This window comes from Salinarimonas chemoclinalis (assembly GCF_041514305.1).
Classification (GTDB): domain Bacteria; phylum Pseudomonadota; class Alphaproteobacteria; order Rhizobiales; family Beijerinckiaceae; genus Salinarimonas; species Salinarimonas chemoclinalis.
Genome location: NZ_JBGMWH010000011.1, coordinates 103,729 through 117,490 on the forward strand (window position 1 = coordinate 103,729; position 13,762 = coordinate 117,490).

Consider the following 13,762-nt stretch of genomic DNA (forward strand, 5'->3'; position numbering starts at 1 on the left):
TCGGTGGATCGCCGCGCGACCCGACGAGGCCGTTCTACGCAGTTCTCCTGACGGGAGCCTGACGGCGTCACCGATCGGCGGACCGAAAGCGCAGCACGAAGGCCGCGCCGCCCCCCTCGGCGGATGCGACCTCCACCGTCCCGCCCTGCGCGCGCTGGAGGCGCTCGACGATGGCGAGGCCGAGACCCGCGCCGCCCGGCGGCGCGTTCTCGCCGCGCCAGAACGGCTCGAACAGGCTCGCGCGCGCACCCGGCGGGACGCCGGGGCCGTGGTCGCGCACGCGGATCTCGGTTCCCGGGCCGACGACGATCTCGACGGCGCCCGGCCCGCCGTGGACGATGGCGTTCTCGACGAGGTTCGAGAGCGCGAGCGCGACCCCGTCCGCATCGCCGGGGGCGAGGACGGGTTCGGCCGGGCGCTCCAGGGTGAGCGCGACGCCCTTCCCATGCGCGAAGGCGGCGAGGCTCGCCGTCACCGCCTCGGCGACGGGGCCGAGATCGACGGTCGCGGCATCGTCCATCGCGAGCGCGTCGGCACTGGCGGAGGCGAGGACCTGGCGGACGGTGCGGGAGAGCGCCGAGAGATCGGCGCGCAGGCGATCCGCCGTGTCGCCGGGCGGCAGGGCGTCGAGCCGCGCCACGAGGACGGCGACCGGCGTGCGCAGGGCGTGCGCCGCCTCCGCGGCCCGGCGCTTCTCGGCGGCCAGCGCGGCGTTGAGGCGATCGAGGGAGCGCTGCGTCGCATCGACGAGATCGGCGATCTCGGCGGGCACCCGCTCGCGTGGGGGAGGGGGCGCGGGCGATCCGGGCCGGACGGCACGTGCCCACGCCGCCGCAGCCGCCACCGGCGCGAGCCCGCGGCGGACGAGGATGGCGTTCGTGCCGATCAGGATGAGCACGACCGGGACGATCGGCAGCCAGATGTGGCGGACGAATTCCGCGAGCAGCGCGCCCCTGAGGAGGCCCGCCGGGTCGTCGCCGGACAAGACGAGGACGAGGCGAAGGCCATCTCCGGAGGCGACCGCATGCGCCGCCACGACCGTCCGGCCGCCGTCGCGCGCGATGCGGGCGACCCAGGCGTCCGCGAAGGCGCCGGTGTCGAGGGCCTCGGTCGGGACGAGCGCGGGATTTTCGGCGTCGAGAACCGCGCCGGTCCGGTCGACCAGGGCGAACGCGTAGGCCGCCGGGTACCGAACGAAGATCTCGCGGGCCGAGGCGTCGATCCGGGGCGGCGCGCCGTAGAGCGCCGCCTCCAGCCGAGCCATCTCCCGCGCGATCGCCTCCTCCTCGAGCGCCTGCCGGTCCGAGCCGTAGTAGACGCCCACGACGAGCGCGTTGATCGCGAGGGCGGCGAGCGCGATCCAGGCGAGGCGCCGGGTGAGGATGCGCGCCAGCGGCGGCGCCGGCCCCGTCACCGCGCGATCTCCGTCGCGAGCAGCCAGCCGACGCCGCGCACGGTGACGATCGGCAAGGGGCAGCCCGCGGCGTCGAGCGCGCGGCGCAGCCGCGAGACGGCGGCCTCGAGCGCGTTGGGCGTGACGTCGTCGTCGAGCGCGTAGATCGCGTCCTCGAGCGTCCGACGCGAGACCACGCGGCCGGGAGCCCTCATCAACTGCTCCAGCACGCCGGCCTCGCGGCGCCCGAGCTGGATGGGTGCACCGCCGACCCGGACGCTGCGCACGACCGTGTCGAGCGCGATGGGGCCGACCCGCAGGACGGTGTCGGACCGATCGCCGGGCCGGCGCAGCACGGCCCGGCAGCGGGCGACGAGCTCGGGCATTTCGACGGGCTTGACGACGTAGTCGTCCGCGCCGCCGTCGAGGCCCGCGAGCCGGTCTCCGAGCGCATCGCGGGCGGTGAGGACGATGACCGGCACGCGCCCGCCGGCGCGCAGGGCGGGGAGGAGCGCGATGCCGTCCCCGTCCGGGAGCCCGAGGTCGAGGAGGACGAGCGCGTAGGGCGCCGCGGCGGCGAGCGCACGGGCGTCCGCCGCGGTGCGGGCGTGGTCCACGGCGAATCCGGCGCGGCGCAGCGCGTCCGCCACGGCCTCCGCGAGAGGCGGGTGGTCCTCGACGAGGAGAATGCGCATCGGGTCCTCCGATCGGCGCCCGGCGGCCGGGAGCGGCCTCCCGGCGAGGCGGAAATCCATAGCGCGGCTTCCTGACCGAAACCTGACCGACCTCGCGCCCTCCGGCGGAGAATACGGTGGGGAACGGAATTCGCGCCCCGCGGTTGACCGTTTTCCTAGCCGCCGGAACGGTCCGAGGAGACCCGCGGGATACGCCTGCGACGTGGCCTCGCGCGTCGGTCGATCGAGAGCGGCCAACCCCCCAATCAGGGAGCTACCGCATGAGATATCCGACCCGGCCTCCGACCGTCGTCGCCGCCATGGCGATCGTCCTCGCCGCGACCGCCGCCTCGGCGTCGCCGCCCATCGCATCCCCGCCCGCAGACGCCGCCGGAACGCGGACGATCCTCGCGCAGGCACAGGGGGCGAGTGCGCCCGCGGGGGCGGAGCGGCCGCAGGCGAGCGACGCGGGCCCGGACCAGAGTGGGCTCGAGACCCCCGCCGCCTTCCGCTTTCCCGGCCACATGGCGTCCGTCTGGTCGCGGGCCGACGTCGAGGCGATCCACCAGGACACGCCCGTGACGCTGCCCCTGATGATCCACGATCGCGAGCCCTTCGAGGAGGGCGTCACCGTGTGGGACGCCTGGCCCGTGCGCACGCCCGACGGCGCCGTCGCGGAGATCGACGGCTGGGTGGTGATGGTGGGGCTCAGCGCCGAGCTCGCCGAGATCGAGGAGACGGGCCGGGACTTCTACACGCTCTCGACCTGGCGCTACTGGTACACCCGCGACGGCGAATGGCGCCCGGGCGGCGTCGTCTTCACGCGCGAGGACGGGCTCGGCTCCCGGCAATGGGCGGGCTCGACCTTCTACGACCCCGACACGCGCGAGATAACCTTCTACTACACGGCGGTCGGCCGTCCGGATGCGGAGAGCCTCGCCGACGACGATCCCGAGCGCCCGATCTCGATCCACAACGAGGCGGCGGGGCGTCCGCTGGCCGAGCAGCGCCTCGCCTCGGTGACCGCCTCCCTCTCCGCGAGCGGCGAGGGCATCGCCTTCTCGGGCTTCGGCGAGCATCGCATCATCGGCGAGGCCGACGGTTTCTGGTACGACACGATGGAGACCTACCTCGCGAGTTCCGCCGTCTACGGCTTCCGCGACCCCGAATACATGGTCGATCCGCTCACCGGGCGCGAGCACGTCCTGTTCACGGCGAACGGCGCGGGCATCGCCGGTCCGTACAACGGCGTCGTGGGCCTGATGACGCGCGAGGACGACGGCGATTGGCGGCTCGATCCGCCGCTGATCGTCTCGACGGACGTCAACTCCCAGCTCGAGCGGCCGCACGTCGTCTACCGAGACGGGCAGGCCTACCTGTTCTTCTCCACCCACGACTTCACCTTCGCCTCCGACATTCACGGCCCGCGCGGGCTCTACGGCTTCCATTCGCAGAGCGGGCGACTGACGGGGCGCTGGACGCCGATCAACGAGCACGGGCTCGTCGCGGCGAACCCGCGCATCGACCCGGCGCAGGTCTATTCCTTCCTCGTCCTGCCGGACGGGCACGTGATGAGCTACCTCAACGAGACCTGGGGCTTCGAGCTCGACCCCGCGAACGAGGAGCGCAGCTTCGCCGGTGCGCCGGGGCCGATGTTCCGGCTGCGCTTCGACGGCGAGATCGTCAGCGTCGGCGAAGCGAACAATGCGCGCTGAGCGCGTCGCGGCGGCGATTCTCGCGGCCGTCCTCGCGGCGGGGGGCGCGTCCGCCCTCCCGCTCGAAGGGGAGCGGCTCGTGCTCGCGGCGCCGGACGGCTGGCCCGCTCTCGTCGCGCGCACGCCCCATCGACCGCTCGTCCCCGTCGTCGACGGCGCGGTCGCGGCACTGCGCTTCGACGGCAATTCCACCTACGGCGAGAGCATCGCGCCGGTGACGGTCGCGCCGCGCGAGGGCCTGACCGTCTCCGCCTGGGTCGCGCTCGCCTCGCCGCCGGTGGAGGCGGCCGCGGTCGTCTCGATCGCGACGGAACCCGGGGCACCCGCGCTGCGGCTCGCGGTGGGGCCGTGGCGCCAGCCGGAATTCGTGGTCGGCGACCTGCGCGCCGCGAGCTTCGACGCCTTGCCGCTCGGCCGATGGGTGCATCTCGCCGGCGTCGTCGACGCCGACGGCGCGCGGCTCTACGTCGACGGGGAGCGCGTGGCCGAGAGCCCGGGCACCCCGCCCGAGGCGGTTTCCGGGGGCGTCTCGATCGGTCGCGATCCGTTCGCGGGCGCGCGCGACGTGCATCCCTACGGGATCTGGAACGGGCTTCTCGGCGAGATCGCCGTGGCGCGGGGGGCGGCGGGCCCGCCGACGCCGCGCGCCGCGCCGGCCGATCGCGCGGCGGACGTCTCCGTCCCGCCCGCCTGGTTCGCGGGTCGCTCCCTGCGCCCGCGCGTCCACCCGATGCCGCCCGCCGGCTGGACCAACGAGCCGCACGCGCTGATCCGCGACGGCGACGTCTGGCGGCTCTACCATCAGGCGAATCCGAACGGGGCGTTCTGGGACCACATCGTCTGGGGGCACCTCGTCTCCGACGACCTCTCCCGCTGGGAGGTGCGACCGCCGGCGCTTCTCCCGAGCACGGGCTTCGACCGGCGCGGCGTCTGGGTCGGCAACTTCGTGCCCGACACCGAGCCCCCGGCGATCCTCTATACCGGCGTCGACGGCCATCGCTCGGGCCTCGGTCGCGCCGAGCTGCAGGCGGACGGCGGCTTCCTGCGCACCGAGGACACGATCGCCTACGACACGCCGCCCGGCTGGCAGGACATGCGCGATCCCTATCCCGTCCGCACGCCGGACGGCTGGCTCGCCCTCGTCGGGGCCGGCCTGCCCGACGACAGCCGCGCGCTGATCCTCGCCTTCACCTCGCAGGACAGCGTCTCGTGGGACTTCGCCGGCGAATTCGACACCGGCGACGTTGCCATGCCGGGGCAATATTGGGAGCTGCCGGTTCTGCGCCGCTTCGGCGGACGCTGGCTGCTGATGGGCACGCCCGTGATCCGCGACGCGCATGCGCGCACGCTCTACTGGATGGGCGATTTCGACGGCGTGCGCTTCACGCCGGCGCGGCCGGAGGGGATCGACTACAGCCTCTTCGGCACGATGCTCGCGCCGACACTCGCCGACGACGGCGCCGGTCGCACGGTGGCCATCGGCGTCATTCCGGACGGCGGCCAGAGGCCGGAACCGGCGCGGCGCGAGGCGGGCTGGGTGCACGCGCTGTCGCTGCCCTACACGCTCTCGCCTTGCGCGGACGACGACCGCGCGATCTGCGCGGCGCTCCCCGAGACCCTCGTCGACGCCTTCCCGGAGCCGATCGCGTCGATCGAGGGGGCACCGCTCTCCGCCGAGGGCGAGACGATCGGATCGAGCGACGAGCCCGTGCTCCTGCGCGCGACGCTCGCGATTCCCCGCGGCGGCGAGGCTGCGATCGACGTCCTCGCCACGCCCGGCGCGGACGATGGGGCGGGGGAGCGCACGCGCCTGCGCCTGCGACCCGCCGAGGGGATCGTGGTGCTCGACCGCACCCGCGCCTCCACCGCGCCGTGGGCGCAGAACGACGCCCGCACCGGCGCCATTCCGGCCGAGGAGGTGGTGGAGATCGCGATCGTCGTCGACGGCGCCGCCGTCTCCGGCACGATCGGCGGCAGGCCCTTCGGGGTCCTCGTCTATCCGCAGGACGGGGATGCGCGCCGGGTCGTGATCGCGGGGGAGGGGGTCGTCCGGGAGCTGACGCTCTCGGGTCGACAGTGAGGCGGCAGCACCGGCTCCGCCACGCCCGATCCGGGAAGCCGCCCGCCGCGTCAGCGCAGGCGCGAGAGCACCGTCTCCACCGCCGCCTCGAGCTCCCGTGCCAGGGTTTCGGCGGCATGCGCGTTCGCCTTGCCGTCCGTCGCGGCCTGGACGGCGTCGACGTGGGCCGCGACGAGGGCGGCGGGGGTGCGGTTGCCGGCGCCCGACAGGAGCCGGGCGAGGCTCGCCGCCATGCGCGCGACCTGCGGCGCCGCGACGCCGAGCGCCGTCCCGCGCAGGCGATGGGCGGCGCGCAGGCAGCGCGCGCGGCAGGCCGCGTCTCCCGGCGCGAAGCCGTCGGCGACGCCGGCGCAGCGGGCGGCCTCCATCGCGAGGACGTCGCCCGCGTGCGCGCGCACACGCGCCTCGGCCGCCTCGGCGCGGGCGACGGACGCCTCGAGCGCCTCCTCGTAGCCCATGTCGAAGGCGAGCGCCCGGTCGCGCAGGTCGGTGGGGACGGGCACGGTCTCGCGGCGCGTGCGCGGCGCCCCGGGCCGCGGCTCGGCCGAGGCGTTCGGCGAAGGCTTCGGCGACGTTTTCCGCGCGGGCCTGCCCGCCTTGGGCGGGGCGGGGATGATCCGCATGGCTCACCCCTCCTGCGGCAGGACGAGCGCCTGCGGGCGGCTGCGGTCCGGCCCGAAGTAGTGCGGCGTCGCCACGAAGGGCCGGGTGTCGGCCAGGACGGCGAGCAGGCGCTCGTAGAAGGCCCGCGGCGTCACGGGCTTGACGAGGTAGCCGTTCACCCCGGCGCGCATGGCCCGCATCACCCGCCCGCGCTCGCCGTAGGCGGTGAGCATCAGGATCGGCACGAAGGCGTTCGGGCTCGCCGCGCGATCGCGCAGCGCCTTCGTCAGCGCGATGCCGTCGAGGCCCGGCATCTCCCAGTCGGTGACGACGACGTCCGCGGGCGCCTCGCGCATCAGCGCCAGCGCCCGCGCGCCGTCCGCCGTGTCGCGTACCGAGCGGGCGCCGCAGGCCTCGAGCCAGGCGACGACGAGCCGGCGCCAGAACGGGTCGTCCTCGGCGACGACGAAGCTCAGGTTCTCGAAGGCGATCCGCATCGCTGGGCTCTCGGCGTTCGGGCCTCGGGGAAGCGGCTCACGGCCCGAACTGCTCGCGCAGGATGCGCTCGTCGAGGCCGTGGCCGGGATCGTGCAGCATGACGAGATCCACCGTGCGGTCGAGGGAGGCCTCGACGCGCACGACGCGGCGGAACTCGGTGTGGTCGGCGACCGCCGCGACGGGGCGCAGCTCCGCCTCCTTGACCTCGATCGTCACCCGCGCGTGGTCCGGCAGCAGCGCCCCGCGCCAGCGCCGGGGACGGAAGGCGGAGATCGGGGTGAGCGCGAGGAGCGGGGCGTTCAGCGGCAGGATCGGCCCGCCGGTGGAGAAGTTGTAGGCGGTCGAGCCCGCCGGCGTCGCCACCAGCAGGCCGTCGGCGATCAGCTCGGGCATGCGCACCTTGCCGTCGACCGCGATGATCAGCTTCGCGGCCTGGTGCGTCTGGCGCAGCATCGAGACCTCGTTGATCGCCCGCGCGGTGTGGGTGCGCCCCTGCGTGTCGAGCGCGGTCATCAGGAGCGGGTGCACCACCGCGCGCTGGGCGGCGGCGAGGCGCTCCATCAGCGCGTCCTCGCGGTAGTCGTTCATCAGGAACCCGACCGAGCCGCGGTTCATCCCGTAGATCGGCTTCTCCACGCCCATGAACAGGTGGAGCGTCTGCAGCATCAGCCCGTCGCCGCCGAGCGCGACGACCACGTCCGCCTCCCGCGCGGGCACGTTGCGATAGCGGGCGCGCAGCCGCTCGGCGGCGGCCTGCGCCTCGGGATGCTCGCTCGCGACGAAGGCGATCGTCTTGTCACGGCTCATCGGGATGCGGCACCTATCGCACGGCTGGGACACGGGTGTTCGCCAGGAGGCATAGCATGGATGAGCCGCTGTTCGTCTACACGACCTTTCCCGACGAGGCGGCGGCGCGCGCCGTCGCGCGTGCCCTCGTCGAGCGCCGCCTCGCGGCCTGCGTCAACCTGATCCCGGGCATGCGCAGCGTCTACGCCTGGGAGGGCGCGATCGAGGAGGCGACCGAGATCGTCGGGCTGGTGAAGACCCGCCGCGGCCTGGAAGAGGCGGTCGGCGCGACGATCCGCGAGGTCCATCCCTACGAGACGCCCGTCGTGTTCGCGGTCCCGGTGGGTGCGGACGGGCCGACCACGGCCTGGCTGATGGGCGCGACGGGGCTCTGAGGCGGCTCAGCCCGCGGCCGCGTCGAAGGCGTCGAGGAAGGCCGAGAGGTTGCGCGGCAGCGCCTCGCAGAGGTATCCCCCCTCCTGCACGATGACCGTGGGCAGGCGCGCCGCGGCGATCGCCTCGGCGGCGCGGGCGAAGCCGTCGGTGGTGACGCGAAGCGCGCCGATCGGGTCGTCCTCCGAGGCGTCGAGACCGAGCGGAACGACCAGCGCGCCGGGCGCGAAGCGGGCGATGCCGTCGAGCGCCTCGGCGAGCGCCGCGAGCCAGGGGGCGTCTCCCGAGCCGTGGGCGAGGGGCAGGTTTCGGTTGAAGCCCGTTCCGTCGCCCGCGCCGATCTCGTCCGCGTAGCCCGCATAATAGGGGAAGTAGTCCGCGGGGTCGGCGTGGATCGACACGGTGAGGATATCACCACATGTGTAAAAAATGCCCTGGGTCCCGTTGCCGTGGTGGACGTCGATATCCAGGATCGCGACGCGCGCATGTGTCTCGCGCAGGCGCTGTGCGGCCACGGCGCTGTTGTTGAGGAAGCAGAAGCCGCCGGCGGAGTCGGCGTAGGCGTGGTGGCCCGGCGGGCGGCAGAGCGCGTAGGCCCGCCTCTCCGCGAGCGCCGCGTCGGCGGCGCTGACCGCGACCTGGGCGCCGGCACGCACCGCATCCCACGTGCCGGCGCGAATCGGCGTCGAGGTGTCGGCGGTGTAGTAGCCGACGAGCCCGAGCAGGCCCTCTGGCCGACGGCTCATGTGGGGCCGGGCGAAGTGGCCGGAGAGGATCTCGTCGACGCTGCCGGGCAGCTCGGCGCGGCGATCCCAGGCTTCGGAGAGAAAGCGGATGTAGCCGGCGTCGTGGACCGCGAGGATCGGAGCCTCGCCGTGCTCTGCGGGCGCCGAGAGGTCGTGGCGCGCGGCGATCGCGTCGCGCAGGATCGCGTAGCGTGAGGCCTGCTCGGGGTGCGCCACGATCGCGCCGCGCCGGAAGTAGGTGTCCGGATCGTGGGTTGCGGACCTGGGGTCGTGGAAGGCACGCATCGCCGTCGTCTCCGTTCTCGCGCGCGTTCGCCGAAGCGAGGAGCCTAGGCCGAGAAGCCTCTGGCGAGAAGACCGGAGAGGTGCACCGCGGCGCACGGGACCCGTGGGGTCCCCGTGCGCCGCGAAGCCGCTTTCGATGCGGCGGCTCGCGTGGAAGCCGCCCGGGATCAGGCCTTCGGCGCCTCGCCGACCTCGGCGGTGGCGAAGGTCTCGGCGATCTGGGCGAGATTGTCGAGGAGCTTGCGCGAGCGGATCTTCGAGGCCGAGACGATCAGGCGCTGCACGCCGTCGTCCGCCAGGATGTCCTGCCGGTCGCTCTGCTTGGCCTCGACCTCCTCGCCGAACGAGAAGAAGAACTCGATCGGCTGCTCGGTGGAGAGGGACACCTGGTGCAGGCGCCCGGCCCCGATGCGGTCGGTCCCGTTCTCGTACTTCTGGATCTGCTGATAGGTCACGCCGATCTGCTCGCCCAGCTTCTGCTGGCTCATCTTGGCGATACGGCGCGCCAGGCGGATACGCTGACCGACGAAGCGGTCGATGTCGGTGGGGCAACGAGTTGACATGGGCTTCCACTGATCTCGGGTTGAGTGTGCTCAAGGAGATATGCGTTTTTTCCGTGCCTGTAAATGGAACTGCGCGAGAAATCCTGCGTCGGGACCCGTGCCTGGATGCCCCTCGGATAGAATAACGGGACGTCGCCGGAGTTGCGTGAAAATCCACGAGAGATGCCGAAAGTCTCGTAAATGCAGATGCATAACGGCGACGACGGCGGATCGGAGCCTTCGGAGAATGCAGGGTTTCGAGTCTCCATCGTGCGGATTCGCCAAATCAGAATATGTCGAATCCGCACCGCTTCGGTCGGGACCGCTACGCTCGCGCGATGCCCGGCATGCGGGACGCGCGGGCGTACGTGGTGAGCGAAACCCTTGCCGGTGAAGGGCTCGAGGCTGCTTCCCGAGGGATGCCCATGCGGGTCTTCGAATCGTCACACGGAAGCCGCATGGACGCCCCAATGACCGAGGGCGAGCGTGGCGCCCGTGTTCGACTTCGCCAAGGGCGACGCAGAGTGCAATTTAAACGTGCCTAACATATGTTGGTTGAAACGTCGACGCTGGTAGATATTCGCCTGAAATTGTGTTCGCATCGGTTTCGCCTCCGAGGCGAGTTCTTTCGATCTCATGCGGAGGGGGTCGCGAAGTCTTGCCGTACCGCCCGGATTCGGTCCACTTTTGTTGCACCATGCTTATTAATTCGTGTTGCAGCCGCCTCCGCGCAGGCCGGAGCCGCCCGGTGATTCGGCTCCATCGGCCCCCTTGCCACCGACCCGGACGCGTGCGACAGCGGGCACGAGGATCGCGATGACCGACACGCTCCAGCCCGATCTGTGCGTCGTCGGCGCCGGCGCGGCGGGATTGTCCGTCGCCGCCGTCGCCGCATCCCTCGGCGCCTCCGTCGTCCTGGTGGAGAAGAGCGCCGGGAGCGGCGGCGGGGACATCGGTGGGATGGGCGGCGAGTGCCTCCATACCGGCTGCGTTCCCTCGAAATCCGTCATCGCCGCCGCCGCCCACGCCCATGCGATCCGCGCCGGCGCGCCCTTCGGCGTCGCGGCGCAGGAGCCGCGGGTCGACTACGCCGTGCTGCGCGCCCACGTCCGCGGGGTGATCGCGGACATCGCGCCCAACGATTCCGTCGAGCGCTACCGGGCGATGGGCGTCACCGTGCTCCCGCACCGCGCCCTCTTCCTCGACCGCGGCACGCTCGACGTCGCGGGCACGCGCGTGCGCGCCCGCCGGTTCGTTCTCGCCACGGGCTCGCGCCCCCGCGTGCCCGACATCCCCGGCCTCGCCGACGTCCCGCATCTCACCAACGAGACGGTCTTCGATCTGTCCGAGCGCCCGCGCCGTCTCCTCGTGATCGGCGCCGGGCCGGTCGGGATGGAACTCGCCCAGGCGCATGCCCGACTCGGCGCGGCGGTCGTCGTCCTGTCGAGGGGCCCGGCTCTGGCGGGACAGGACCCCGAGGTCGCGGCCGTCGCAGCGGGCGCCCTGCGCGCCGAGGGCGTCGACCTGCGCGAGGGCGTCGCGGTCCTCTCCGCCGAGGCGACCGCGGACGGCGTGCGCCTCCGGGTCCGCGCGGGGGCGGGCGCCCCGGAGGAGGTGCTCGAGGGCTCGCACGTCCTCGTGGCCGCTGGGCGCCGACCGACGGTGGACGATCTCGGCCTCGAGGCGGCGGGGGTCGCCTACGACGCCTCCGGCATCCGCGTCGACGCGCGGCTGCGCACCGGCAATCGTCGGATCTACGCCATCGGCGACTGCGCGACCGGCGGCACGGGGGACCTGCGCTTCACCCACGCGGCGAGCCAGCACGCCTCGCTCGTCGTGCGCGACGCGCTCTTCCGCCTGCCGGCGAAGCTCGACACGGCGGCGATCCCGCGCGTCGTCTACACCGACCCGGAGATCGCGAGCGTCGGGCTCTCCGAGGCGGAGGCCTTTCGTCGGGACGCGAAGGCTCGTATCCTGCGCTGGCCCGTGGGCGAGCTGGACCGGGCGAAGGCCGAGCGGCGCCCGCACGGCCTGATCAAGGCCTTCGTGGGGCGCGACGGGCGCGTGCTCGGCTGCGCCATCGCAGCGCCGCACGCGGGCGAGCTGATCGCGCCCTGGACGCTCGCCCTCGCCGAGGGCCTGAAGGCGCGGGACCTCGCGGGGATCGTGATGCCGTACCCGACCTGGTCGGAGCTGACGAAGCGCGCCGCCGTCGAGGACCTGCGGCCGCTCGCGGCGAATCCGTGGGTCCAGCGCTGGCGCCGGTTGATGCGCCGGCTGGGTTGAGGGCGGGACTGGAGGCCCGATGGACGACGCGACCATCGCCGAACCGACCCGCGGGCTCGCGCAGGACGGCCTCGCGGGCCCGGCCGCGCGGCGGCGGCGCCCGGTCGTCGGCCTGTCGGGACGCCTCCTCCTCCTCACCATCGCCTTCGTGATGCTGGCCGAGGTGCTGATCTACGTGCCCTCGGTCGCGAACTTCCAGCGCAGCTGGCTCTCCGACCGGCTCGCGGCGGCGCAGATCGCCGCACTCGTCCTCGACGCGGGCGACGCCGACATGCCCGGCCTCCAGGAGAAGCTGCTCGCGGGCGTCGGCGCGGAGCTCGTCGCGGTCCGCGGTGGCGGCACGCGCCGCCTCCTCGCCGTCGACGTCGGCATGCCGCCCGAGATCGCCCGCACGGTGGACCTGCGCACGCAGTCTCCGTTCGAGGCCATCCCCGCCGCCTTCGCCACGCTCGCCGGGCGGGCGCCTGGGATGATGCGCGTCGTCGGCGACGGCACCGGGCCGAACGCCGCGGAGATCGACTTCGTCGAGATCGTCATCGACCCCGAACCCCTGCGCGAGGCGCTCTTCACCTTCTCGCGCAACATCCTGATCCTGTCCCTGATCATTTCCGGCATCACGGCGGGACTCGTCTATCTCTCGCTCCAGGCGGTGATCGTGCGCCCCGTGCGCCGGCTCTCGGCCAACCTCGAACGCTTCTCCGAGGAGCCGGAGGACGCCTCGCGCATCATCGTGCCGAGCCGGCGCACGGACGAGATCGGCACCGCCGAACGGGCGCTGGAGCGCACGGAGCGCGCGCTCGCGCAGGAGCTGCGCGCCAAGCGCCGGCTCGCGGAGCTGGGGCTCGGCGTCGCCAAGATCAACCACGACCTGCGCAACATGCTCGCCTCCGCGCAGCTGATCTCCGACCGGCTCGCGGACGTCGAGGATCCGACCGTCCAGCGCATCGCCCCGCGCCTCATCGGCACGCTCCAGCGCGCGATCGACTTCTCCGAGGCGACCCTCGCCTATGGTCGCGCGGTGGAGCCCGCGCCGCGCCGGCGCGTGCTGCCGCTCGTCGAGATCCTCGCCGATCTCCAGGCCGTGCCCGGGCTCGCCGGGCCGGACGTGCAGGCGACCCCCGAGGGCGCGGCGCGGCTCGAGCTCGACGTCGAGCCCCACCTGACGATCGACGCCGACCGCGAGCAGCTCGCCCGCGTCCTCGTCAACCTCGCCCGCAACGCGGTCCAGGCGATGGCGCGCATGCCCGCGCAGGCGCGCGTCCTGCGGATCTCCGCGCGTCGAGCGCAGGGTGCCTGCATCGTCGAGGTCTGCGATTCGGGCCCCGGCCTGCCGGCGAAGGCCCTCGAGCACCTGTTCGAGCCGTTCAAGGGCGCCGCCCGCGCCTCCGGCACAGGGCTGGGGCTCGCCATCTGCGCCGAGATCGTGCGGCTGCACGGCGGGCGCATCGTGCACGGGAGCGACCCGGCGGGGACGCTGACGGGCGCCGCCTTCCGCATCGAGATCCCCGATCGGCCCCGCGAGCGCGCCTGACCCGCGGCCGCGCGCCAATCCGAGGACGGTTCGAGGCCGGCGCCCGAAAAAAGTGCGTCGCGAGGCGAAAACCCGCTTGCCAAGCCCGCCGGGATTTCCTATTCCACCGGCCTCGCGACGACGCAATCAGATCGCCGCGACGGCAGGCGCCCGTAGCTCAGCTGGATAGAGCACCAGACTACGAATCTGGGGGTCAGAGGTTCGAATCCTTTCGGGCGCGCCATTCTCCA

12 protein-coding genes and 1 tRNA gene are annotated in these 13,762 nt (G+C 73.3%); 6 read left to right on the forward strand and 7 right to left on the reverse strand.

What is annotated here, in order from left to right; translation table 11 throughout:
- Positions 1-67 precede the first annotated feature (67 nt).
- A complete protein-coding gene (locus AB9M23_RS16485; protein WP_372425660.1) occupies positions 68-1,414 on the reverse strand; it encodes a sensor histidine kinase in 1,347 nt (448 codons plus the stop codon).
- On the reverse strand, positions 1,411-2,088 hold the full coding sequence (locus tag AB9M23_RS16490) for a response regulator (RefSeq protein WP_372425661.1): 678 nt from the start codon (positions 2,086-2,088) through the stop codon (positions 1,411-1,413). Before AB9M23_RS16490 ends, AB9M23_RS16485 begins: the two co-directional genes overlap by 4 nt.
- 260 nt (positions 2,089-2,348) lie before the next feature.
- On the opposite strand from AB9M23_RS16490, the gene AB9M23_RS16495 reads away from it, so the two are divergent.
- Positions 2,349-3,782, forward strand: a complete 1,434-nt coding sequence (locus tag AB9M23_RS16495) for a glycoside hydrolase family 68 protein (protein WP_372425662.1) — start codon at positions 2,349-2,351, stop codon at positions 3,780-3,782.
- Complete coding sequence (locus AB9M23_RS16500; protein ID WP_372425663.1) at positions 3,772-5,862, forward strand: LamG-like jellyroll fold domain-containing protein; 2,091 nt, start codon at positions 3,772-3,774, stop codon at positions 5,860-5,862. The genes AB9M23_RS16495 and AB9M23_RS16500 overlap by 11 nt, the downstream gene beginning before the upstream one ends.
- 50 nt (positions 5,863-5,912) lie before the next feature.
- On the opposite strand, the gene AB9M23_RS16505 is transcribed toward AB9M23_RS16500, so the two are convergent.
- From AB9M23_RS16505 to AB9M23_RS16515, 3 genes are read right to left on the reverse strand one after another with little or no spacing between them, the layout of a single operon-like run.
- On the reverse strand, positions 5,913-6,485 hold the full coding sequence (locus tag AB9M23_RS16505) for a hypothetical protein (RefSeq protein WP_372425664.1): 573 nt from the start codon (positions 6,483-6,485) through the stop codon (positions 5,913-5,915).
- Positions 6,486-6,488: 3 nt separating this feature from the next.
- On the reverse strand, positions 6,489-6,962 hold the full coding sequence (locus AB9M23_RS16510) for a response regulator (RefSeq protein WP_372425665.1): 474 nt from the start codon (positions 6,960-6,962) through the stop codon (positions 6,489-6,491).
- A gap of 37 nt (positions 6,963-6,999) precedes the next feature.
- Positions 7,000-7,770 (reverse strand): NAD kinase, encoded by a 771-nt coding sequence (locus AB9M23_RS16515; RefSeq protein WP_372425666.1) that lies wholly within the window; start codon positions 7,768-7,770, stop codon positions 7,000-7,002.
- A gap of 56 nt (positions 7,771-7,826) precedes the next feature.
- Here AB9M23_RS16515 and cutA point away from each other — a divergent pair, with 56 nt between their 5' ends.
- Positions 7,827-8,144: a divalent-cation tolerance protein CutA gene (cutA, locus tag AB9M23_RS16520; RefSeq protein ID WP_372425667.1), complete on the forward strand. Its 318-nt coding sequence runs from the start codon at positions 7,827-7,829 to the stop codon at positions 8,142-8,144.
- Between the two features lie 6 nt (positions 8,145-8,150).
- Here cutA and AB9M23_RS16525 read toward each other — a convergent pair whose 3' ends face one another.
- A complete protein-coding gene (locus tag AB9M23_RS16525) occupies positions 8,151-9,173 on the reverse strand; it encodes a histone deacetylase family protein (RefSeq protein WP_372425668.1) in 1,023 nt (340 codons plus the stop codon).
- Between the two features lie 167 nt (positions 9,174-9,340).
- Positions 9,341-9,736 (reverse strand): helix-turn-helix domain-containing protein, encoded by a 396-nt coding sequence (locus AB9M23_RS16530; RefSeq protein WP_372425669.1) that lies wholly within the window; start codon positions 9,734-9,736, stop codon positions 9,341-9,343.
- Positions 9,737-10,531: 795 nt separating this feature from the next.
- Between AB9M23_RS16530 and AB9M23_RS16535 the strand changes: the two genes are divergently transcribed.
- The 3 genes from AB9M23_RS16535 to AB9M23_RS16545 all read left to right on the forward strand — a co-directional run bounded on the left by AB9M23_RS16535 (position 10,532) and on the right by AB9M23_RS16545 (position 13,755).
- On the forward strand, positions 10,532-12,001 hold the full coding sequence (locus AB9M23_RS16535) for a dihydrolipoyl dehydrogenase family protein (RefSeq protein ID WP_372425670.1): 1,470 nt from the start codon (positions 10,532-10,534) through the stop codon (positions 11,999-12,001).
- Between the two features lie 19 nt (positions 12,002-12,020).
- Positions 12,021-13,532 carry a sensor histidine kinase gene (locus AB9M23_RS16540; RefSeq protein ID WP_372425671.1) on the forward strand — a complete coding sequence of 504 codons (1,512 nt, stop codon included), beginning with the start codon at positions 12,021-12,023 and terminating at the stop codon, positions 13,530-13,532.
- Positions 13,533-13,678: 146 nt separating this feature from the next.
- A tRNA-Arg gene (locus tag AB9M23_RS16545) sits at positions 13,679-13,755 on the forward strand.
- Positions 13,756-13,762: the final 7 nt, after the last annotated feature.

What these genes read in the sequence shown, in the direction of transcription:
- AB9M23_RS16495 (WP_372425662.1), top strand. Translation starts at nt 2,349, where the DNA reads ATGAGATATCCGACCCGGCCTCCGACCGTCGTCGCCGCCATGGCGATC.
- cutA (WP_372425667.1), top strand. Translation starts at nt 7,827, where the DNA reads ATGGATGAGCCGCTGTTCGTCTACACGACCTTTCCCGACGAGGCGGCG.
- AB9M23_RS16500 (WP_372425663.1), top strand. Translation starts at nt 3,772, where the DNA reads ATGCGCGCTGAGCGCGTCGCGGCGGCGATTCTCGCGGCCGTCCTCGCG.
- AB9M23_RS16525 (WP_372425668.1), bottom strand. Translation starts at nt 9,173, where the DNA reads ATGCGTGCCTTCCACGACCCCAGGTCCGCAACCCACGATCCGGACACC.
- AB9M23_RS16505 (WP_372425664.1), bottom strand. Translation starts at nt 6,485, where the DNA reads ATGCGGATCATCCCCGCCCCGCCCAAGGCGGGCAGGCCCGCGCGGAAA.
- AB9M23_RS16535 (WP_372425670.1), top strand. Translation starts at nt 10,532, where the DNA reads ATGACCGACACGCTCCAGCCCGATCTGTGCGTCGTCGGCGCCGGCGCG.
- AB9M23_RS16515 (WP_372425666.1), bottom strand. Translation starts at nt 7,770, where the DNA reads ATGAGCCGTGACAAGACGATCGCCTTCGTCGCGAGCGAGCATCCCGAG.
- AB9M23_RS16510 (WP_372425665.1), bottom strand. Translation starts at nt 6,962, where the DNA reads ATGCGGATCGCCTTCGAGAACCTGAGCTTCGTCGTCGCCGAGGACGAC.
- AB9M23_RS16540 (WP_372425671.1), top strand. Translation starts at nt 12,021, where the DNA reads ATGGACGACGCGACCATCGCCGAACCGACCCGCGGGCTCGCGCAGGAC.
- AB9M23_RS16530 (WP_372425669.1), bottom strand. Translation starts at nt 9,736, where the DNA reads ATGTCAACTCGTTGCCCCACCGACATCGACCGCTTCGTCGGTCAGCGT.
- AB9M23_RS16490 (WP_372425661.1), bottom strand. Translation starts at nt 2,088, where the DNA reads ATGCGCATTCTCCTCGTCGAGGACCACCCGCCTCTCGCGGAGGCCGTG.